The sequence below is a fragment of the Nonomuraea aurantiaca genome (assembly GCF_020215705.1).
GTDB classification, from domain to species: domain Bacteria; phylum Actinomycetota; class Actinomycetes; order Streptosporangiales; family Streptosporangiaceae; genus Nonomuraea; species Nonomuraea aurantiaca.
Map to the genome: position 1 here is coordinate 17,024 of NZ_JAIWNB010000030.1, position 21,011 is coordinate 38,034.

The following is a 21,011-nucleotide window of genomic DNA, read 5'->3' on the forward strand; positions in this document are numbered from 1 at the left end:
CCGTTCAGAGCGCGCACGGCAGGACGGGGCGGCCGCGCACGCCGGGCTCGGCGGCGAAGAGCGCGCCCGCGGCCGGCTGTTCCACCCGGTCGACGTCGAGGGCCGAGGTGGTGATGAACAGCTGGTCGAGGTTGTCGCCGCCGAAGGCGACCGCGGTGACCTTGCGTACCGGGAGCCGGACGACGGCGTCGAGACGGCCCTCCGGGCTGTAGCGGTGTACGGCGGCGCCGCCCCACAGCGCCACCCACACGCCGCCCTCGGAGTCGACCGTGAGCCCGTCGGGGGCGCCGTCGGCCGGGTCCACGACCACGAACGGCCGCCGCCCGGTGAGCCCACTGTCCCGGTCGTAGTCCAGCACGTCCACCCGCCCGGTGGTCGTGTCGGCGTAGTAGGCGAGGTCGCCGGCGGGGCTGAAGTCCAGGCCGTTGGAGATCGTGACCTCCGGCAGCACCACGCGCAGCCCGCCACCGGCCTCGGCCACATAGAGGGAGCCGCGGCCCGGGGTCTCGTCGTAGGCCATGCTGCCGATGTAGAAGCGGCCGTCGGGGTCGCAGCCGCCGTCGTTCATGCGTACCGAGGCATCGCTCCACGCCTCGCCGAGCGAGCGCAAGGGGGCGTCCAGCTCGTCGGAGTCGGCCAGCAGCAGCTCCCGCTCGGCCGCGACCACGTAGCCCGCGGCGCGCGGGCGGATCGTCGCCGCGACCGCGCCGACGTGGCGGCGGCGGACCGTGCCGTCGGGATCGAGCGCCAGCACGTCACCGGCCATCATGTCGACGAACCGCAGGCCGCCCCAGCGGTCGGACCACACGGGGCCCTCCCCGTGCTCGGCGACGGGGGCGGTCACGGTGTACGCGGCGATGGTCATGCCGATCTCCTCTGGCTGGGCTCAGACCTCCCATTGTCGATCACGACCGGCTGAATCCGTCACCGCCCCGTCGGCAGGAACCCAGGGTCGGTACGCGTCCGCACCTGGTGACGGTACCCCTGGGTGAGCCTCGCCCGACCCTGTCGCCGCGATCAGGGCGAGCAGGTGTCGAGCATCTCGATCAGCGCGGCCTTCTCCGCCTTCGTGATCCGCAGCGCGTAGTGCCGCTTGACGGTGATCCACGACCGGGCGTACGTGCACCAGTAGCCGATGACCGGCGGCCGCCACGTGATCGGCGTGCTGCCGCCCTTGTCGATGTTGGCGGTGGCGCTGACGGTGACCAGTTCGGGGCGGATCAGGTCGTTGGCGAAGGCGTGGCGCCGGGCGTCGGTCCAGGTGTCGGCGCCCGAACGCCAGGCGTTGGCCAGGGGGACCAGGTGGTCGACGTCGATCTTCGCCTCGCTGGTGAGCAGCTTGCCGTCGTAGCGGCTGTACCAGATGCCGGCCAGGACTCGGCAGGACGCGTCGCGCCGGACGGCCTCTCCGTCACGGTTCAGGACGATCTCTCGGGTGTCGCACGCCCCCCGCTGCGGGGCCCATTCGGGCATGAAGCGGATGTGGCTGTAGCCGTGGAGCGTGCCTCTCTTGGCGACGGCCAGGCCGTCGAGCGCCGTACGGGCGTCGGCCGCCGAGATCGGGGCGGGCATCGCGCGCGCGGTCGCGGCGGCGCCGGCCGGCGGGACGAGCAGGAGAGTCGCGAGGAAGGGGACCACGAACCGCCCTGAGAAGATGGTCATGGATTACCAGTAACAGCCACCTCGAAGGCGTGTCACGAAAAGTAATCGAGATGGCACCAAAAGTGACTCCATCAAGTGATTGACGGAGCGGCGGAGGCCGAACTAGTTTCGTTCCCATGAGAGACAGCGACCAGGTCAGCGTGATCATGAAAGTCGCGACGCAGCTCTTCGCGGCTCTCGGCTTCGACGGCACCTCCACCAGGCAGATCGCCGACGCGGCGGGCCTGAACATCGCCACCGTCAACTACCACGTCGGCGGCAAGCGGGAGCTCTACCTGGCCGTGATGGAGCGCGCCCACCAGGCCGAGCGCGCCGCCTTGGAGGGGGCGCTGGGCCGCCTGGACGGCGACGATCCGGCCGCCGGGATCCACCGGCTGATCGACGACTACCTGGACTTCTGCGTGGTCCATCCCGAGGTGCCGGCGCTGTGGATGCACCGCTGGCTCTCCGACGCCAGCGACCTCACCGAGCTCGAACGCCACTACGTCCAGCCGCTGGTGGTGATGGTGACCGATGCCCTGCGTCCTTTGGTCGGGTCCGGGGTGATCGACCGCGCGGTCGATCTGGAGTACGCCATGTGGTCGGTGATCTGGTGCGTGCACGGGTTCGCCAAGGGCGGCGTGCTGGACGAGGAGGGCCACCGCCGGAGCGGGAGCGACACGGTGGCGCTGCGCCGTTTCCGCGCCCACCTGCACCTGACCGTGCACCGTATGCTCGGGCTGCCCGGTGAAACTCCATGAACCTGCCTGAGACCGGGAGGACCATCGAGGAGTTGCTGGCCGAGGTGGCTCGGCTCAAGGAGCACGACCTGCCGGTCAGGGGCGGCCACGTGACCGCCTACGTCTACGACAGCGGACGGGACGGGGTTCACGAGGCGGCGGCCCGCGCCTACGCGGAGATGCTGGAGGTCAACTGCCTCGACCCGACGGCGTTCCCCAGCGTGGTGGAGATGGAGAAGCAGGTCGTCGGCGCCGTCGCCGACCTGCTGGGCGGTGGCCACGGCATCTTCACCAGCGGCGGCACCGAGTCGATCATGCTGGCGGTGAAGGCCGCCCGTGACGCGGCCGGGCGCGACCGGCCCAACCTGGTGCTCCCCGTCACCGCCCATCCGGCCTTCCGCAAGGCGGCGCACTACCTCGGGCTCGAGGTCAGGCCGGTGCCGGTCGATCCGGCCACGTTCAAGGCCGGTGCGCGGGCCGTGGCGGCGGCGATGGACGACGACACCATCCTGGTCGTCGCCTCGGCGCCGTCGTACCCCCAGGGCGTGATCGACCCGGTCGAGGAGATCGCGGCCGTGGCCGCCGCCGCGGGCGTCGGCTGCCATGTGGACGCGTGCGTGGGCGGGTGGTTGCTGCCGTGGCTGCGGGCGGCGGGCGCGGCGATCCCGCCGTTCGACCTGTCGGTGCCGGGGGTCACCTCGCTCTCCTGCGACCTGCACAAGTTCGGGTACGCCCCGAAGGGCGCCTCGGTCGTGCTGTTCGCCGACCCGGCGCTGCGCCGGAAGGCGTACTTCGCCTCGGCCGCCTGGCCCGGTTACACGGTCATCAACGCCACCGTGCAGAGCTCCAGGTCCGCGGGGTCGCTCGGCGGGGCGTGGGCCACGCTTCAGGCTCTGGGCCGCGACGGCTACCTGGCCCTGGGCCGGACCACGCTGGAGGCGACGGCCCGGTTACGCGCGGGCATCGCGGCGATCCCGGGGCTGCGGGTGCTGGGCGATCCGGAGACCTCCCTGGTGGCGTTCACCTCGCCGGAGCTCGACGTGTTCGTCCTGGCCGACGAGGCGCGGCGGCGCGGCTGGTACCTCCAGCCGCAGCTGTCCTACGCGGGCATCCCGGCCAACCTGCACATCACGGTCACCGGGGTGACGCTCTCGGGGATCGAGGCGCTGCTGAAGGTCATCGGCGAGTCGGCGGCGGCCGCCCGGACGCGCGGCCCGGCCGTACTCCCCGACGGGCTGATCGACCTGGTCGCGGACCTGGACCTGGAGGCACTGGACGACGCGGCCTTCGCCGAGCTGGCCGCGGCGGTCGGGGTGGACCTGCGGCCCGGCGCGGGCCAGCCGGAGATGGCGCTGGTCAACGCGGTCCTGGACGCGCTGCCCGCGCCCCGGCGGGAGGCGGTGCTGGTGCGCTTCCTGTCAGTGATCTACAGCTGACAGCCGGCGATGTACAACTGACGTTGCAGTCCCACGCATTCGAGAGGCGGACCTCGGCCGTCATTCCACGGAAGGACACGGAACATCCTCGGGAAGGATGTCCCCCGCCGGGCCACGCGGGACCGTGGAACCATGATTCGACTAGCCCGTATCGCCGCCTCGTGCGCCGTGGTCGCCCTGCTCGCCTCGTGCGGGACGGCCACCACGGCCACCCCGGCGGCCCACCCGACCCACGCCGGGGGACATGGGGCCAAGGTCGCGCCGGTGGCCGCCCCCTTACGCGACGGCGAGCGGTTCGAGTCCTTGACGATGGCGGAGCCCTACACGCCGAACGCCCCCAACGGCGGCACCGACGACTACCGGTGTTTCGTCATCGACCCCAAGCTGACGAAGCAGGCGTTCCTGACCGGAGCCCAGTTCCAGCCGCAGAACGCCGACATCGTGCACCACGCGATCTTCTTCCGGCTCGACCCCGGGCAGGCCGCCAAGGCGAAGACGCTCGACGACGGCGCTCCCGGTCAGGGCTGGACGTGCTTCGGCGGCTCCGGTGTGGACGACGCCTCCTGGGTGGCGCACTGGGCGCCGGGCACCAACGAGACGCTGCTGGACTCACGCTACGGCTACGCGTTGCCGCCCGGCAGCAAGCTCGTCATGCAGATCCACTACAACACGCTGAACGTGGAAGGCGCCCCCCAGTCCGACAAGTCGGGCATCCGGCTGCGGCTCACCGACAAGAAGCTGGAGCCGCTGGAGACGGCGCTGCTCCCTGGGCCGGTGGAGCTGCCGTGCACGCCGCAGGAGTCCGGCGCGCTGTGCGACCGGGCAGCCGCCGTCAAGGACGTGGCGCGCAGGTTCGGGCCGGAGTCCGAGGAGCAGCCCGACCAGCTGGCGAAGATGTGCGGGCCGGTCAAGCCGGGGCCGACGCAGCACTGCGACCGGCCCGTCCCGGGCCCCATCACGCTGCACGCGATGGCCGGGCACATGCACCTGCTCGGGCGCTCCATCAAGGTCGAGCTCAACCCCGGCACGCCCAAGGCGCAGACGCTGCTGAACGTCCCGAACTACGACTTCGACGACCAGGCGCTACGCGTGCTGGCCAAGCCGGTCACCCTCAAGAAGGGCGACATACTACGGGTGACCTGCACGCATGACGCCGGGCTGCGCGCGCAGCTGCCGCAGCTGCGCAAGCTGCGACCGCGCTATGTGGTCTGGGGCGAGGGAACCAGCGACGAGATGTGCCTGGGCCTCGCCATCTGGTCGAAAGCCACATGACGCAGGGGCGCACGCACACCGCCAGGCCGGTGTGCGTGCGCCCGTGGTCGGGTCAGCCGAGCATGACGTGATCCAGGCCGGGGGGCCGCCGCCCGCGGCCGGGATCGGGGTCAGCCCAGCGTGACCCGGTCCAGGTTGGGGCCGCCGCCCTCGGTCGTGGCCGTGAGGCGGATCGTGTTGGCCCCCGCCTGCAGGTCCACCGTGACCGTGCCGTCCGCCCAGGTGTCCCAGTTCGTGGTGGCGGGGAACGACCGGGTGGTCACCGCCGTGCCGTTCACCGCGACCTCCATCGGCCGGTCCACCGCCGTCCCGTTGGCGTACCGGATCGTCAGGGGCGTGGCGCCCGCGGCGGCCGCGTTGACGGCGAACTCGACGTAGGAGCCCACCAGGTTGTCGTAGTTGACGAAGCCGGTCCCGGTGAAGCCGGTGTGGTTGGACTCCGCCACGCCTTGTGAGATCGTCGCGCTCTCCGCCTGGTACTCGGTGCCGGTCGGGGTGGCGGCCGACACGTCGATGTAGTCCGCGTTCGGGCCGCCGTTCGCGGTGGTGGCCGTCGCGCGGATGGTGTTGGCCCCGGCGGTCAGCGGCAGCGTGAACGTGGCCGTCGCCCAGGTGTCCCAATCGCCCGTACTGGGGAAGTCGCGGGTCAGCGTGGTGCCGTTGGCGGTGATGGTCATCGGGCGGTTCACCGTCGTGCCGTTGGCGTACCTCAAGGTGACGTTGGCGTTACCCGCCGCGGTGGCGTTGACGGTGAACTCGACGTACGAACCGACGACGTTGTCGTAGTTGACGAAACCCGTGCCGGAGTAGCCCGCGTGGTTGGACTCGACGACGCCCTGCGAGATCGTCGCGTTCTCCGCCTCGTAGTGGGGGGTCGCGGTGGTGGGCCGGGCGCGGATGAGGCGGGTCTCGCCGGGGCGCAGGGTGGCGCTGTAGGAGGAGGCGACGGTGCCTTCCGAGCCTCCGGACCACAGGTTCGTGACCTCGGCCGGGCCGGTGAAGCCCACTTGCGACCAGGTGACGCTGACTGTGGAGTTGCCGGACGTACCGGTGTTGTAGAGCGCCACGATGTAGTCGCCGTTCGACTCTCGTTTACGCCATACCTGGTTGACACCACTGTTCACAACTCGGCCGGCCGCGACTCCGTCCTGGTCGACGGCGATGAGCCGGTCGTTGGTCAGCATGGCCAGGTCGGTCGAGGTGAGCGCGGTCAGGTCGGTGCCGAGCAGCAGCGGGCTGGAGATCATGGCCCAGTGCGTCATGTGCGTGCGCCGCTGGTCGGCGGTCAGGCCGACCTGGTCGCCGTTGCCGACCTCCAGGGAGTCGTAGTCGTTCCAGCCGCCGGGGCCGGCGTACTGCTGCCAGTTGGCGGCCGAGGTGAACCGGCTGGACACGTGCGACCAGTCGGTGAGGGGGAACCCGCTGCCGTTCGCGCCCGGACCGCAGTAGCACTCGACGTCGCCCTGGGTGCGCCAGCTGTTGGCCAGCCGCTTCCAGGTGGTGGCCTGGGCGATGGGCAGGTTGTTGGACAGCGCGAAGTTGATCGGCCGGCCGGTCTGCCGCAGCGCCTTGTCCCAGGCTTCGACGTCGGCGACCGTCGTCGCGTCCACGCCGTCGATCTTCAGGTAGTCGACGCCCCACGAGGCCATCTGGTTCGCCCAGGAGTTGATGAACAGCTGCGCGCCGGGGTGGGAGTAGTTCAGCCGGTACATGTTCTTGCAGTTGTAGTTCTTGTGCGTCTGGGAGGTGTCGGCGATGTCCTGCGCGTGGTAGGAGGTGCCCTCGACGGGCTTGTTGGCGGTGACGGCGTTCTTGGCGATGCCGGGCGTGACGTAGAAGCCGAACTTCAGCCCCTTGGCGTGCACGTAGTCGGCCAGCGCCTTGATCCCGCTGGGGAACTTGGCGGTGTCGACGGCCCACCGCCCGAAGCCGTCGACCTGGAAGCCGTTGGAGTCGCACTTCTGGTAGAAGTCGTCGAGGTTGACGTAGACGTAGCCGTGCGCGGCCAGGCCGCTGCTGACCAGCGCGTCGGCCTGGGCCTTCATCTTGGCCTCATCGGGCCAGCGCCGCACGAAGCTCCAGCTGCTCCACCCCATGGCGGGCCTGATCGACAGGCCGTTGTCGGACGCGGCCGCGGGCTGAAGGCCCACGAACAGGCCCGCCAAGAGCACCGCGACCGCCGCGACTATCCCTCTCCCTCTCACGGGATTCTCTCCTTTGCTCGTACGGCCGGCCCGGTGGGCGCCAAGCGCCGTACGGGGCCGGGGACTGTCCAGGGGAACGCTCCTCCGGTGGAGCCGGCGCGCCGCCGCGACGTGCGCCTTGTGGGCCGTGGCCTCCGTTGGTGCTGGCCGCCGTGCGAAGCGTCCGCGCCCGCACGACGGCCGGGGTTCAACCGATCGTGATGCGATCGAGGTTCGGACCGCCGCCGGCCGTGGTGGCGGTGGCGCGGATGGTGTTGGCGCCCGCGTTCAGCGGGACCGTGATCGACTTGGTCGTCCAGGTGTCCCAGTTCGCCGTCGGGTCGAAGGCGAGCTCGTCGGAGACGAGGGTGCCGTTGACCGTGACGTCCATCGGCCGGTTGGCCGCGGTGCCGTTGGCGAACCGCAGCGTCAGCGTGGCGTTCCCGGCCGACTCGGCGTTCGCCGAGAACTCGACGTAGGAGCCGGCGAGGTTGTCGTAGTTGACGAACCCGGTCCCGGTGAAGCCGGTGTGGTTGGACTCCGCCACACCCTGGGAGATCGTGGCGTCCTCGGCCTGGTAGTCGGTGGTGGTCCCGCCGCCGCCCGGGGTCACGTCCACGTCGATGTAGTCGATGTTGGGGTTGCCGTTCGCCGTGGTCGCTGTGGCGCGGATGGCGTTGGCCCCGGCGTTGACCGGGACCGTGAAGGTGTCGGTGGCCCAGGTGTCCCACGTGCCGGTGCTGCCGTAGTCACGGCTGGCGAACACCGTCGTGCCGTTGACCGCGATCGCCGACGGCCGGTTGGTCGTGGTGCCGTTGGCGTACGCCAGCTTGATCGTCGCCGTGCCCGCCGCGGCGGCGGTGACGGACCACTGCAGGTAGGACCCGGCGGCGTTGTCGCCGTTGACGTAGCCCGTGCCGCTGTAACCGGTGTGGGAGTTCTCGAAGATCCCCTGCGAGATCGTCGCGTCCTCCGCCTCGTAGCGGCCCGGCGGAGGTGTCGTGCCGCCGGCCGCGTACTGGCCGCCGACCCACGCCTCGTCCACCCGCCAGCGGGAGACGCCGTGGTGGCCGGTCTTGGTGAGCCTGACGTAGCGGGCGGTGGTGGCGGTCAGGTCGATGAACTGCACGCCGCGCGCGTTCGGCACGGTGCCGGTCTTGACCGCGCTCCCCCAGCTCGACCCGTCGTTGCTGACGTGCACCTGGTAGCCGGAGATGCGGGCCGACCCGGACGAGGGGTAGACGGTCGAGTCCTCCCGCTGGTTGACGGCCAGGTACTGGATCCGCTTGGCCGAGCCCAGGTCGAAGGTCAGGGACGCGGGCTCGGCGGCGTTGCTGTCCCAGTAGGTGAGGTAGTCGCCGTCACCCGCGGCCGAGGCGCCGTGGCCGCTGGTGGAGGAGCTCGCCGACAGCGAGACGCCGCTGTAGATGCCCTCACGGCCGCTGGAGATCACCTTGAAGACGGTGTCGTACGGGTCCCACGAGGAGATGCCGCTCAGCGTCAGCGTCCCGTTGGCCTGCGTGAACGTCACCGGCGAGCCGGTACGCAGGTTCGTCACCGAGCTGATCCGGTAGCCGTTGTCACGCACGGACAGCGTGCTGCCGGACGGCGGCGTGACGACGTGGATGTAGTGCCGGTTGGGATCGGTCTTGGAGATCGTGGTCACGCCGTGGGCGCCGTTGTTCCAGAAGCCCGGTTTGAGCCCGCCGAACATGTAGCCGCCGCCCTCGGTGCCGCCGAGCGACTCCCAGATCTCCTCCAGATAGGTGTTGGCGAAGTTGTTGAAGCTCACCTGCTGGGCGGGGAACTTGCCGTTGACCATCGCGGTCTCGGCCATCAGCGCCTTCACCGACGATCCGGCGTTGGTGATGAGCCGGCCCAGCGTGAGCTTGCGGTCCACCGCCTGGTCCGAGCCGCCGTACCACCAGGGGCCGCCGGTCGGCAGCTTGAAGTCGGCCTCGATCAGCCTCGGCAGCGCCGTGTAGACCGCCTGCGGGTAGTCGTAGGAGGGCGTCATGCCGGTCTTCTGCTCGTTGCTGATCATGTCCATGATCGGCGTGTCTTCGTTGTTGTTCGAGATCGTCATGTCCGAGCGCTGCTGGTAGATCTTGGCGTAGAGGTTGTTGCTCTCCCAGTAGGCGTTGTCGTTGTCGATCCAGAACCCGGCCAGCTTCGGATAGCGCTGCATCTGCTCGAAGAACTGCAGGTAGCTGAACTCCCCGAACCCGTCACGGGTGGTCAGGTCCACGTTGTGGCCGACGTAACTGGAGAAGGCCGAGGAGTTGAGCCAGTCGCCGGAGCTGAGCCCCTCGTTGTGCCACTGCGGGTCGTCGGTCATGTAGTTGATGACCTTCAGTCCCTGCGCGTCGGCGGCGTCGATCAGCTCGCCCAGGAAGTCCCGCGTGGTGCGGCACGAGCCGGGGATCGACGACGGGTACGGCCTGGCGTAGCCGAGCCTGCTGTGGAAGGTGGCCAGGACGATGTACTGGGCGTGCAGCTTCTTGGCCTCGTTGACCCAGTAGGAGGCACTCCAGCCGCCGTTGGTCACGTCGGCTTCCCAGCCGCTGCAGCTGGTGTGCTGCGGCGAGGTGCGCTCGCCCCAGTGCAGGAAGACGCCGGCGATCGAGTTGCGCAGGAACGCCTGCCGCGGGTGTTGCAGGTCGGCCCGGGCGGGAAGTGCGGTGAGCAGGCCGAGCAGGAGGGCGAGTACGGCGAAGACCGCCGTACGCGACACACGGGACATATGCGTGCTCCTAGGGTCCGGTGATGTCGAGGTAGTCGAGGTTCGGGCAGCCGTTGGCGGTGGTGGCGGTGAGCCTGACCGTGTTCGCGCCCGCGACGAGGGTGGCGTTGACGGTCTTGCTCGCCCACGTGGTCCAGGCGCCGGTGCCCGCGAAGCTCAGCCCCGAGGCGACGACGGTGCCGTTGACCGTGACGTCCATGGGCCGGTTGGCGGAGGTGCCGTTGGCGTACCGGATGGTGAGAGTCGCGGGGCCCGCGGTGCCCTGCTGGAACCCCCACTGGGTGTACGCGCCCGCCACGTTGTCGGAGTTGACGAAGCCGGTGCCGGAGAAGCCGGCGTGGTTGGACTCGACCACGCCCTGGGAGATCGTCGCGTTCTCCGCCTCCAGGCGGGTCGCGGTGACCTGCACCTGCTTGTAGGCCCGCATGTTGGTGAGCAGCATGTAGCAGTTCTGCAGCGAGCCCGAGGTGTCGCCGAGCGAGCGGTAGATGCCCCATTTGGGGCGGACCCGGTCGCCCAGGAACGTGTCGCCGGTCTTGGTGGCGTCGACCAGCGTGGTGCTCCCGTCGCGCAGCACCCAGCGGACCGAGCCCGCGCTGCCGTCGCCGATCTTGATCTCGTACTCGGCGTCGATCCACTTGTCCTGCAGCGGCTCCAGGTTGGTCCGGCCGACCAGGATGCCCTGCTCGTAGATCGTGTGCTCGATGGTCTGCACGCCGTTCACCCGGCGCAACGAGGTGGTCGTGATGGGCAGCCCGCCGGTGCCCGGCATCTTCGTCTGGCTGATGTGGGTGAAGGTCGTGGTGGCCTTCAGCGAGCTCGGGATGAACATCGAGTACGTGACCCGCCACGTCTCGCCCTTCAGCCACTGCAGGTAGCCACTGGGGTTGCGGGTGCCGGTCACCTCCTGGCGCTGCCGGTCGGTCATCGTGTCGCGGTCGACCGTGTGCATGTTGAAGCGGAAGTTGTTCCCTTCGGCGAAGATGTGCGGCTGACCGGCGGGGTGGGAGTCGGCGCGGTCGTCCTCGATCGTCTCGAACGCGCCGAGCCCGACCGACGACGCCTCCGGCGCCCACATGAGCTGCCAGGCGACCGCCGCCGCGGCCGGGCGGGCGGGCAGGTACGGGGTGAGGAGTGCGGCGCCTACGAGGGTCCCCAGCTGGCGTCGGGTGATGTCCATGGCTTCCTATCCGATGGTGATCTTGTCGAGGTTGGGGCCCCCGTTGGCCGTCGTGGCGGTCGTCCTGATCGTGTTGGCCCCCGCGGTGAGCTGGACGGTGAGCGTGGCGGTCTGCCAGGTGTCCCAGCTCCCGGTGCCCGTGAAGTCGCGGTTGACGGTGGTGCCGTTGACCGCGATGGCCAGCGGCCGGTTGATCGTGGTGCCGTTGGCGTAGCGGAGCGTCAGCGTGGCGGCGCCCGCCTGCGCGGCGGTCACGGTGAACTCGACGTACGAACCGGCGACGTTGTCGAAGTTGACGAAGCCGGCGCCGGTGAAGCCGGTGTGGTTGGACTCCACGACGCCCTGGGAGATCGTGGCGTCCTCGGCCTGGTAGTCGGTGCCGCCCCCCGAGGCCGGCGCCACGTCGATGTAGTCGATGTTCGGGTTGCCGTTGGCCGTGGTCGCGGTGGCCCGCAGCGTGTTGGCCCCGGCGTTGACCGGGACCGTGAAGGTGTCGGTGGCCCAGGTGTCCCACGTGCCGGTGCTCGCGTAGTCACGGGTGGCGAACACCGTCGTGCCGTTGGCCGCGATCGCCGACGGCCGGTTGGTGGTGGTGCCGTTGGCGTACCGGAGCTTGATCGTCGCCGTGCCGGCCGCCGCCGCCTCGAAGGCCCACTCGATGAAGGCGCCCGCCGCGTTGTCGCCGTTGACGTAGCCCGTGCCGCTGTAACCGGTGTGGGAGTTCTCGAAGACGCCCTGCGAGATCGTCGCGTCCTCCGCCTCGTAGCGGCCCGGCGGCGGCGGTGTGACCGCGCCCGGCAGGCCCCAGGCGGCGCCCGGCGTGGCGATCGGCACCGGCGCGATGACCAGGTCGGGGACCGCGCCCGCGTACACGAGCACCTCACGGTTCTTGGGCAGGGTGATGCCCAGGACGCCGCCGCCCAGGTCCGAGACCGTGGCCGGAGTGCCGTCGTCGAGCACCGCGGTGACCGTGCCGGTCAGGCCGTGGTCGAGCTTGAGCGGCTCACCCGCCAGGCTCCTGACCCGGACGAAGCGGGTGGTGCCCGCCTGCCGTACCGCGGAGACGAGGAAGGCGCCCTGCGTGCGGAAGTCGTGCAGCGTGACGTCGGGCCACGAGCCCGGTACGGCGGGGAAGACGCGGACGACGCCGCCCCAGCTCTGGCAGAGCAGGTCGTGGATCGACTGCGAGGCCGACAGCGGTGTCTCGATGACCGGTCCGGCCTCGGTGTAGTGGGTGTTGGCCCGGCATGGATACGACGTCGAGGGGTCGAAGAACTTCAGCAGGTAGGACAGCGCCGTGTCGCCCCGCCGCATCATGGCGTACATGGAGGCGGCGCCGGTGTAGCTGTAGCCGCGGTGGGCGCCGGTCAGGGCGTGCCACCGGACGATCGACTTCTCGATCAGCGAGCGGTTGCCCGTCTGATCCCAGTTGACCAGGTAGAGGGGATAAATCATCAAAAGGTGGGAGTAGTGGCGGTGGGACTGCGCGTACGGCGTGCTGCCGCCGATCATGTAGCCGTTCGTGTCCGTCGGGTACGACACGAGCGTGCTGAGCACCTGCTGCCACTTGGTCTTCAGCGGGTCGTCGATACCCAGGCGGGCCGCCGAGTCGAGCAGCGTCTGGCAGCCCCACCTGATGAGGGCCAGGTCGTAGTTGGTGTCCTGCGGCGGGACGGTCGGGTACTCGGGCGACAGCGTGCTCGGCAGGTGCAGCTTGCCGTCACTGCCACTGGCCAGGAAGTGCAGGTAGTAGTTGATCGCCCGGCGCAGCAGCGGGAACAGCGTGTCCCTGAGCAGCCCGTCGTCCATCGTGTGCCGGTAGGACAGCCACACGTTGTGCAGCGCCCAGGTCAGGTCGCCGACCTCGGCGCCGCTGCCGGGCGTGCCGACGCTCCGGTTGGCGAACATGTCCGAGCTGCGGCCCACGCCCGAGGAGTCGCTCCGGTACGCGCTGGGCACGTTGGCGGTCAGCTGCGCCCGGTTCTGGTCGAGCGTGCTGGTGACCGAGTCGAGCTCCAGGTGGTTGGAGCCGTGGATGAGCCAGTACTCCAGCTGCACGTTGAGGTTCCACCACACGCCGGGCCACGGGGTGGGCTCCAGCCATGGGCCGGTCGTCGCCATCACCGGCGCGCCCGCGCGGGTGGCGGAGGCCACCTTGTAGAGCTGGATCCAGTGGAAGCTCTGCAGCCGCTGGTGCGGGATGGACACGAAGCTCTTGCGGTAGAAGGCGTGCCACCAGGTCCGGTGCGCCGCCCGCAGCGTGTCGTACGAGCCCGCGTTCTGGATCCGGCCGAGCGAGGTCGTCTCGGCCGCGGTGTTGGACGGGAAGCTGTGGGCGACCGACAGCAGCAGGAGGTTGCCGCTCTGCCGGTAGGCGGTGGCGGTCTGCCCTCCCCCGGCCAGCCCCTGGAGCACCTGCTTGACGTCGCCGGTGGTCTTGGTGGTGTAGGCCGGGTTGTGCGTGTAGCCGGACGGCGGATCCTCCGACGCCTGCCTGGGACTGTCGGCCACCTCCGGGTGGAAGGTCCACCGGACCTGCTCACCGCCCGTGACCGAGGCGCTGGCCACGAACGTCTCGTCATGGATGAACGCGGTGAACGTGATCTTCCCCGACGAGGTGGTGACGGTACCGGTCAGCTCGGCGTCCCACAGGCTCAGCCGCCAGTCGACGGCGGTGATGGTGCCGACGGGGTCGAGCGTGAGATGGCCGACGGGCAGCCTGCAGGTGCCGAACCCGCTGCCGAACTCCGGCCGGTGGTCCTGGACGCGGCCGTGCTGGGTGGTGAAGCGGATCTTGTTGGCGTCCGGCTCCTTGTAGATCATGCTGCCGAGCAGGCCGTCGCCCAGGAACGGGCCCTCGTGCCAGACCGTGGGCAGCTTGCCCCACAGCAGGTCCTGCTCCCGCAGGAACGCGGCCCACTGGGCGTCCGAGGTCATCCGGACGTCGAGCGTCCAGGGCGCCGACCGCGCCTCGGCACGAGCGGGGATGGCGGTGGTGCCGCTCAGCGCCGCCGTGGCCAGGGTGCCAAAGGCGCCGCCCAGCACCACCCGGCGCGTCGGCTTACTCTCACTGTCGTCAGGTTCCATCACGCGAGGTTCTCCAGCTGCTGTGGGGGGTGTGCTCCGGGGGGACAGGCGGGCGCGCCGAAGCGCCGCCGCCAGGCGGGGGGGCGTGCGTCACAGGGGGGTGGAGCGCCAGATCACCAGTGCGTCACTGGATGTTGGAGCGCCTGATCACGTCGGCGTCACCGTTGCCGTTGTTGTCGGAGTTGGTGGAGCCGAACCAGATGGCACTGGCGTTCGGCACCTTCTCCACCGCGCGGAGCCGGCCGTACGTCCCGTTGAAGTAGGAGTTGACCGTCGAGACGTTCTCGCCGTTGAGCACGATCCGCCACAGCCGCTGGCCGCGCAGCGCCGCCATGAACACGGTGTTGTTGACGATGGCGATGCCGCTGGGCGAGGCCTCCGAGACACTCCACGTGTACTTGGGATTGGTCATGCCGGAGGTGCTGCAGGTGCCCTCACAGGTGGGCCAGCCGTAGTTCTTGCCCGGCTGGATCAGGTTGAGCTCGTCCCTGGAGGAGTTGCCCAGCTCCGACTCCCACAGCCGACCGGCCGAGTCCCACGCGAGACCCTGCGGGTTGCGGTGGCCGTAGCTGTAGACGCGGGTGTTGAACGGGTTGCCCGGAGCGGCCGCGCCCGTCTTGGTGATGCGCAGGATCTTGCCGTTGAGCGAGCTGAGGTTCTGCGCGTTGCTGCTCTGCTGGGCGTCGCCCGCGGTGACGTACAGGTAGCCGTCGGGGCCGAACCTGATGCGGCCGCCGTTGTGGTAGCGGTTCTTGTCGATCATGCCTTGCAGGATCGCGCTGTAGCCGCTGAGCGTGGTGCCGTTGAAGTTCATCTTCGCGATGCGGTTGCCCTCGGAGGCGGTGTGCATGAAGAACACCTCCTGGTCGGTCGTGCCGTTCCAGGTGGGCGAGAAGTCGAGGCCCAACAGGCCGCCCTCGCCGTCGGTGGTCACCACGTTGGGCACGGTGCCGACCTGCGTCTTGGTTCCCGACGGGGTGATCTTGAATACCTTGAACGAGTCCCGCTCGGTGACCAGCGCGTACGAGCCGTCGGGCGCCCAGGAGATGTCCCAGGGGATGTCCCAGCCGCCGGCGATCGTGGTCGGCGTCTGCGGCACGGTGCCGCAGCCGCCGGTCGTGAACGAGGCGGAGGCCGCGCTCGGCGTGGAGAGCTGGTTGGCGCTGTCCCGCGCGACAACGTCGAGCGTGTAGGTGTGCGCGCATTCCAGCGCCACGCTGCTGCTGGTCGCGGGCGGCGTGCCGGTGACCGTCTGCAGCACGGTGCCGGTGGCGTGGTCCCGGATCAGGTAGGCGCGCACGCCGTTGTCATCGGTCGAGGCGGCCCAGGTCACGGTGGCCGAGGTGGGCTGCACACCGGTCACGGTGGGCTGGCCGGGCTGCGACGGCGGGTTGTCCGCGGGCGCGGGCAGCGTGCGGCAGTTCACCTCCGGGCTGCTCAGCGACACGTTCCCGGACGCGTCCCGGGCGAACACCGAGATCTGGTACGGGAAGTCGGCGTTCAGCCCCGTCACCGTGTACGGCGGCGCGGGCGCGGTGGCGATCTGGGTGCCCTGGTGGAAGATGTCGTAGGCCACGACGCCGACGTTGTCGGTCGACGTCGGCCAGTCCAGCCGGATGCTGTTGGAGGTGATGTCACTGCACACCGGCTGACCAGGGGCGGTCGGCTTCTCGGTGTCACCGGGGCCGCTGACGCGCAGCCGGTCGAGGTTCGGGCCTCCGTTGGCGGTGGTGCCGGTGGCTCTGATCGTGTTGCCGCCGGCGTTCAGCGTGGCGTTGAGGCTGATCTCCTGCCACGTGGTCCACGCGCCGGTGCCCGGGAAGGACTGGCTGGCCGCGATGGACGTACCGTTGACCGTGACGCTCATCGGCCGGTCCACGGTGGTGCCGTTGGCGAAGCGGAACGTCAGGGTCTGCGGCCCGGTGGTCGCGGCGCTCACCGCGAACTCGACGTAGGAGCCGGCCACGTTGTCGTAGTTCACGAAACCGGAGCCGGTGTAGCCCTCGTGGTTCGCCTCCACGACGCCCTGCGAGATCGTGCCGCTCTCGGCCTGGTAGTCGGTGAAGTTCGAGGACGAGGCGACCTCGGCCTCCAGGTAGTCCCAGTTCGGGTTGCCGCCCGCGCTACTGGCGGTGGCCTTGATCGTGTTGGTGCCGGCGACGACCGGCGCGGTCAGCGTGACCGTCGCCCAGGTGTCCCAGTTGGCGGTGGCGTTGAACGCCCGAGCCGCGGCGACGACGGTGCCGTTGACCGCGATGTCACTCGGCCGGTTGGCGCTGGTGCCGTTGGCATAGCGGAAGGCCAGCGTGGCGGTGCCCGCGCTGGGCGCGTTGATGGTCCATTCGACCGAGGATCCGGCGACGTTGTCACCGTTGACGAAGCCGGTGCCGGAGTACCCGGTGTGGTTCGACTCCACGACGCCTTGCGAGATCGTGGCGCTCTCCGCCTCGTATCGGGTGGGCGCCGCGGCGGCCGGAGGGGCCACGACCGTCAGCGCCCCGGCGACGAGCGCGAGGACACCGGCGAGAACGCGGTACCTGCGTAAGTTCATTCGATCACTCCTGCGGGGGTGGTATCTCGGCGAGAGATTGGAGCTTTTCATCGTGTTCCCACAAATAGTCACAACCGTCAACAGATTCCCGATCTTGGAACGCTCCAATCTTTAGGAAACTTTCCTAACCCCTCTTATGGTCATCCGGAGCAGAGGTCGGATGTCATGACGCCCTGGACACGGAGAGAGCCGGGATGTTTGGCTATGCGGCAGGCGAAAGGTTGGATCTGTCTCTCGACGCACTTAAAGGCGCGCCAGGTATTTCACCGCACTCAGCGCAGCCGGGAGACATCACAGGTCAGAAGCTCACAGGTGAGACATAGGATGTCTTACCTGTGGCGCTCACCAGCGTAGGGAGAGTCCCTTGCCCCTCAGAATCCGACATCGAGCGGTGGCCGTGGTGGCCCTCGGTGCCCTGCTGATCCAGCCCGTGCCCGCGGCCCTCGCCGCGGCCACGCTCCACGAAGCCGAGACCGCCACCATCTCGCAGGGCGTCGTGGAATCCAACCACGCCGGGTTCACCGGCACCGGTTTCGTCAACTACGACAACGTGAGCGGCTCGTCGGTCGAATGGGCGACCGACTCGCCGCAGGCGCAGCAGGTGCGGCTGATCTTCCGGTACGCCAACGGCACCACGGTGGACCGGCCGATGAGCGTCACCCTCAACGGCACGACCATCGCGACCGGCCTGTCCTTCCCCGGCACCGGGGCGTGGACCACCTGGCGGACGGTGACCGTACAGGCCTCGTTGGCCGCCGGCCCGAACACCGTACGGGCCACCGCGACGACCGCGAACGGCGGCCCGAACGTCGACTCGCTCACCGTCGACGACGGCACCACGGGCGGCGGGACCGACTGGTCCAAGGCCGTCATCGACTCCACGATGGCCCGCTTCACCCCCAGCTCGCTGGGCGGCTGGAGCTACCCGCAGGGCCTGTACCTGTGGGGGCAGTATCTCGTCTGGCAGCGCACCGGCGACGCCCGCTACCTGCAGTACATCAAGGACTGGGCCGACCGGTTCGTCGACGGCTCGGGCAACATCTCCAACAGCTTCAGCAACCTCGACAGCATGCAGGCGGGCAACGTCCTGCTGGCCCTGTTCAAGGAGACGGGCCAGGCCCGCTACCGCACCGCCGCCACCAAGATCCGGAACCGGCTGAACACCTACCCGCGCACCTCCGACGGCGGCTGGTGGCATTCCACCTCCGACTCGCGGCAGGGTCAGCTCTGGGGCGACGGTGTCTACATGGTCGATCCGTTCCTGGCCCGCTACGGCGCCTGGGTCGCGGGCGACACCTTCACCAGCACCGAGCCGGCCAAGCAGATCGAGGTCTACCACAGCCACCTGCGCCGCACCTCGGGCACGGCGGCCGGGCTGCTCTACCACGCCTATGACGAGCCCGGCGGCCTGACCGCCTCCTGGGTGAAGCCGTCGCTGGGCAACACGAACGGGATCTCGTGGTGCCGGGCCATGGGCTGGTTCGGCATGGCCACGATCGACATCCTCGACCTCATCCCCGCCGACCACCCCCGCCGGGCCGCGTTGATCAACATCGTGCGCGACCTGGTGCCCGCCTACGCCCGCTGGCAGGACCCGGCGACCGGACGGTGGTTCCAGGTGGTCACCGAGACGACGAACTCGGCCAACTGGACCGAGACGTCCTGCTCGGCGATGTACACGTACACGATCTCGAAGGCGGTCGAGCGCGGGTACGTGGACGCCTCCTACCGCGCCAACGCCGACCGGGGCTACCAGGGGGTGCTGAACAAGATCTCACTCGGCCAGGACGGCCGGACGAACCTCGTCGACGTCAGCGAGGGCACCAACGCCAGCGACTCGCTCAGCTACTACTTCAACCGGGGGCGCCCGGTGAACGACTTCCACGGGCTGGGCGCCTTCCTCATCATGAACGAGCAGATGATGCGGGTCGGACCCGGCAGCTGACCCTCGCGGCTCCCCTGGGACCGGCGCGCCCGCGTCGGTCCCAGGGTGGCCACGCACCCGATGGAGTCGTGATCAAAATGTTCCTGCTACTCCGCGATCATCACCCATATCCGACCTACGCTACGACGGACGGCGCACGGGGATGGGGATCGCATGGGGACCTTGATGACGCGGATGGCCGCTGCCTTGAAGGGAGAGGTCCGGGCCGACGAGCTCGAAGCGTACCGGCGGGCAGGCGGGATCGTGTACACCGAGCTGGAGCAGGCTGAAAGCCTCCGGCGCCGGTTGGCCCTGGAGGGGGTGAACCTGTGGCACGGCCCGCAGGGAGCCGCCGGGCAGCTGCTGTGCGTGTGGAACGCGTTCGTCCTCCAGGCCATCGGCGAGCACCTGCTGGACGCCGACTACACCGCCGACCCCCGCACCTCCGGATTCGTGCCGCCGGTGACCGCCCACCAGGTGGGCGCGTGCTTCGCACAGGTCGAAGGCTGGGTATCGCGGACGCGGCAGGCGGCGGGCAATCCCGGCTACCTGGTGGAGCGGGAATTACTCCTCCCGGCCGACCTGCCGGAGTGGGCCGAGGCCAGCCCGTGTCCACTGCCGCACCTGCACGGCATGCTGGCCGCGTCCCGCTCGATCCGCCGGCATGCCGAGGTCGCGCTCGGCGTCTTCGAGCAGACGGTCGCCGACGCCGACCGGCACCTGGACGCGTTGCGGCGGCTCAGGCAGCTCGCCGCCGAGGCCGCGACCGCCGCCGACTACGCCGAGGGGCTGCTGGACACCGACCCGAACCCGCGGATGCACGAGGCGATCGAGCAGCGGCTGCAGCGGGCGCTGGAGATCTACTACCACCTCGGCCAGCTGACCGCGATGCCGCAACTCATCGCCGGCTACAAGGGGGTGGACGCGAGACGGGCCACGCCTCCCGTCGCGGTGCCGCCGGTGAACGCCCGCGCTTTCGATCCCTGGTGCCTGACCGACCCGCAAAGACGCGGCGTCTGGCAGGCGGATCCCCGTGCCCGGCAAGCGATCAAGGAGATGTGGGAGTACGACCCCGACCGCGCCCACACCCTGCGTATCCAGGCCGAGATCGACGCCGCGTTCGCCAGTGGCGCCATCACCTACGCCACCGACGCCGGGGGCAAGCCGTACGGCAGCTACTACTGCTGCCCGTGGGCGGCCGTCTACCTGGTCAGACGCCCGATCGTCATCGGCGGTACGCGGCTTCGGACGATGCAGCAGTTCACCTACGAGGTGTCGGCCGAGGACGTGCCACGCGGCGGCCGGTTCGTCCGCGAGATCATCGTGTCCAACTTCAAGCCCACGGACGAGGTCGACTACTGCGACCCCGACGGCCTGCACGGAGACTGAGCAGCTCTATCACCCCTCGCCGAGTGCCGAGCATGCCGGACCGGTCGGTTCCACACATGCTCGGGCACCCGGCGTGGTCGCCGGTCGCTCGTGGCTCGTGGCTCGTGGCTCGTGGCTCGTGGCGGAGGCTAGTGGCCCATCACCGGCCTTATCCCGGCGCTCGGGATCGGCAGATGCTCGCGGATGAGCAGCCAGCTCGCGGCCAGCACCCACAGCGCGGTGAGCACCCCGGGCACGATCGCCACCAGCGCGCCGCCGGGCGCCAGCGGACCCCCGGTGCTCGCGACCGTGAACGCGCTCAGGACGCTGACCACGGCGACGATGATCGCGCACCAGGCCATCCACTGCGGAAACACGCGCGTGCGCATGATGGCGGCGGCCGAGGCCCCGAAGGGCACGGCCAGCGCGATTCCCATGATGGCGTCCATCACGGTCAGCGCGATATAGGGCCCTGCGGCGATGGCCAGCAGCGGCCGATGCGTGGTGACCGCGTAGGTCATCCCGGCGAACACGGATATGCCGATGAATCCGGTGGCGGCGAGGACAACGTATCCCGCGAGCACCATCGCGGGCGCGTCACTGGTCTCGTCCGAACGACGGAAGACGGTGGCCAGCGCCACGCCGAACCACAGGAACAGCGCGGTCGCGATGGCGTACAGCAGTGCCGCCGCCATGACCTGGCCCCGGCGCTCGGCCAGATATCCCGAGATCGTCATCGCGGACTCCGTGATCTGCGGCACGTTGCCCATCACCAGGCGTCCGATGAGTGCGACCACCACGGCCGCGACGCCTGCCACTCCACCCCAACGGAGCTCATGGCTCTGTTTCATCGAAATCACCTCCTACCTGCCATTATCCGGCGCCC

At 69.7% G+C, this 21,011-nt stretch carries 13 protein-coding genes; 5 read left to right on the forward strand and 8 right to left on the reverse strand.

Translation table 11 applies throughout. The features are described 5' to 3' along the window. Window positions 1–4 precede the first annotated feature (4 nt). The gene (locus LDL49_RS45245) at window positions 5–865 is read right to left on the reverse strand and encodes an SMP-30/gluconolactonase/LRE family protein (RefSeq protein WP_225301115.1); all 861 of its coding nucleotides are present in this window, start codon (window positions 863–865) and stop codon (window positions 5–7) included. Window positions 866–1,017: 152 nt separating this feature from the next. Next, window positions 1,018–1,662, reverse strand: coding sequence for an HNH endonuclease family protein (locus LDL49_RS45250; protein WP_225301116.1), 645 nt, complete (start codon window positions 1,660–1,662; stop codon window positions 1,018–1,020). Between the two features lie 116 nt (window positions 1,663–1,778). On the opposite strand from LDL49_RS45250, the gene LDL49_RS45255 reads away from it, so the two are divergent. From LDL49_RS45255 to LDL49_RS45265, 3 genes are all read left to right on the forward strand, one after another. Further along, window positions 1,779–2,402: a TetR/AcrR family transcriptional regulator gene (locus tag LDL49_RS45255; protein ID WP_225301117.1), complete on the forward strand. Its 624-nt coding sequence runs from the start codon at window positions 1,779–1,781 to the stop codon at window positions 2,400–2,402. Beyond that, complete coding sequence (locus LDL49_RS45260) at window positions 2,399–3,817, forward strand: pyridoxal phosphate-dependent decarboxylase family protein (protein ID WP_225301118.1); 1,419 nt, start codon at window positions 2,399–2,401, stop codon at window positions 3,815–3,817. Before LDL49_RS45255 ends, LDL49_RS45260 begins: the two co-directional genes overlap by 4 nt. A 132-nt stretch (window positions 3,818–3,949) precedes the next feature. Next, entirely contained in the window at window positions 3,950–5,089 is a 1,140-nt protein-coding gene (locus tag LDL49_RS45265) for a monooxygenase (protein ID WP_225301119.1), read from the forward strand. 110 nt (window positions 5,090–5,199) lie between these two features. Here LDL49_RS45265 and LDL49_RS45270 read toward each other — a convergent pair whose 3' ends face one another. From LDL49_RS45270 to LDL49_RS45290, 5 genes are all read right to left on the reverse strand, one after another. Then, complete coding sequence (locus LDL49_RS45270) at window positions 5,200–7,293, reverse strand: CBM35 domain-containing protein (protein WP_225301120.1); 2,094 nt, start codon at window positions 7,291–7,293, stop codon at window positions 5,200–5,202. A 187-nt stretch (window positions 7,294–7,480) separates the two neighbouring features. Continuing rightward, window positions 7,481–10,015, reverse strand: coding sequence for a carbohydrate-binding protein (locus tag LDL49_RS45275; RefSeq protein ID WP_225301121.1), 2,535 nt, complete (start codon window positions 10,013–10,015; stop codon window positions 7,481–7,483). A gap of 10 nt (window positions 10,016–10,025) precedes the next feature. Beyond that, window positions 10,026–11,195 (reverse strand): carbohydrate-binding protein, encoded by a 1,170-nt coding sequence (locus LDL49_RS45280; protein WP_225301122.1) that lies wholly within the window; start codon window positions 11,193–11,195, stop codon window positions 10,026–10,028. Between the two features lie 6 nt (window positions 11,196–11,201). Continuing rightward, window positions 11,202–14,282, reverse strand: a complete 3,081-nt coding sequence (locus LDL49_RS45285; protein WP_225301123.1) for a glycosyl hydrolase family 95 catalytic domain-containing protein — start codon at window positions 14,280–14,282, stop codon at window positions 11,202–11,204. A 124-nt stretch (window positions 14,283–14,406) separates the two neighbouring features. Next, window positions 14,407–16,833, reverse strand: coding sequence for a PQQ-dependent sugar dehydrogenase (locus LDL49_RS45290; RefSeq protein ID WP_225301124.1), 2,427 nt, complete (start codon window positions 16,831–16,833; stop codon window positions 14,407–14,409). A gap of 364 nt (window positions 16,834–17,197) precedes the next feature. Between LDL49_RS45290 and LDL49_RS45295 the strand changes: the two genes are divergently transcribed. Together LDL49_RS45295 and LDL49_RS45300 are read left to right on the forward strand one after the other, a co-directional pair. Continuing rightward, window positions 17,198–18,778, forward strand: a complete 1,581-nt coding sequence (locus tag LDL49_RS45295) for a glycoside hydrolase family 88 protein (RefSeq protein WP_225301125.1) — start codon at window positions 17,198–17,200, stop codon at window positions 18,776–18,778. 153 nt (window positions 18,779–18,931) lie between these two features. Beyond that, window positions 18,932–20,146 (forward strand): hypothetical protein, encoded by a 1,215-nt coding sequence (locus LDL49_RS45300; RefSeq protein WP_225301126.1) that lies wholly within the window; start codon window positions 18,932–18,934, stop codon window positions 20,144–20,146. Window positions 20,147–20,274: 128 nt separating this feature from the next. On the opposite strand, the gene LDL49_RS45305 is transcribed toward LDL49_RS45300, so the two are convergent. Next, entirely contained in the window at window positions 20,275–20,976 is a 702-nt protein-coding gene (locus LDL49_RS45305) for a hypothetical protein (protein WP_225301127.1), read from the reverse strand. Window positions 20,977–21,011 lie beyond the last annotated feature (35 nt).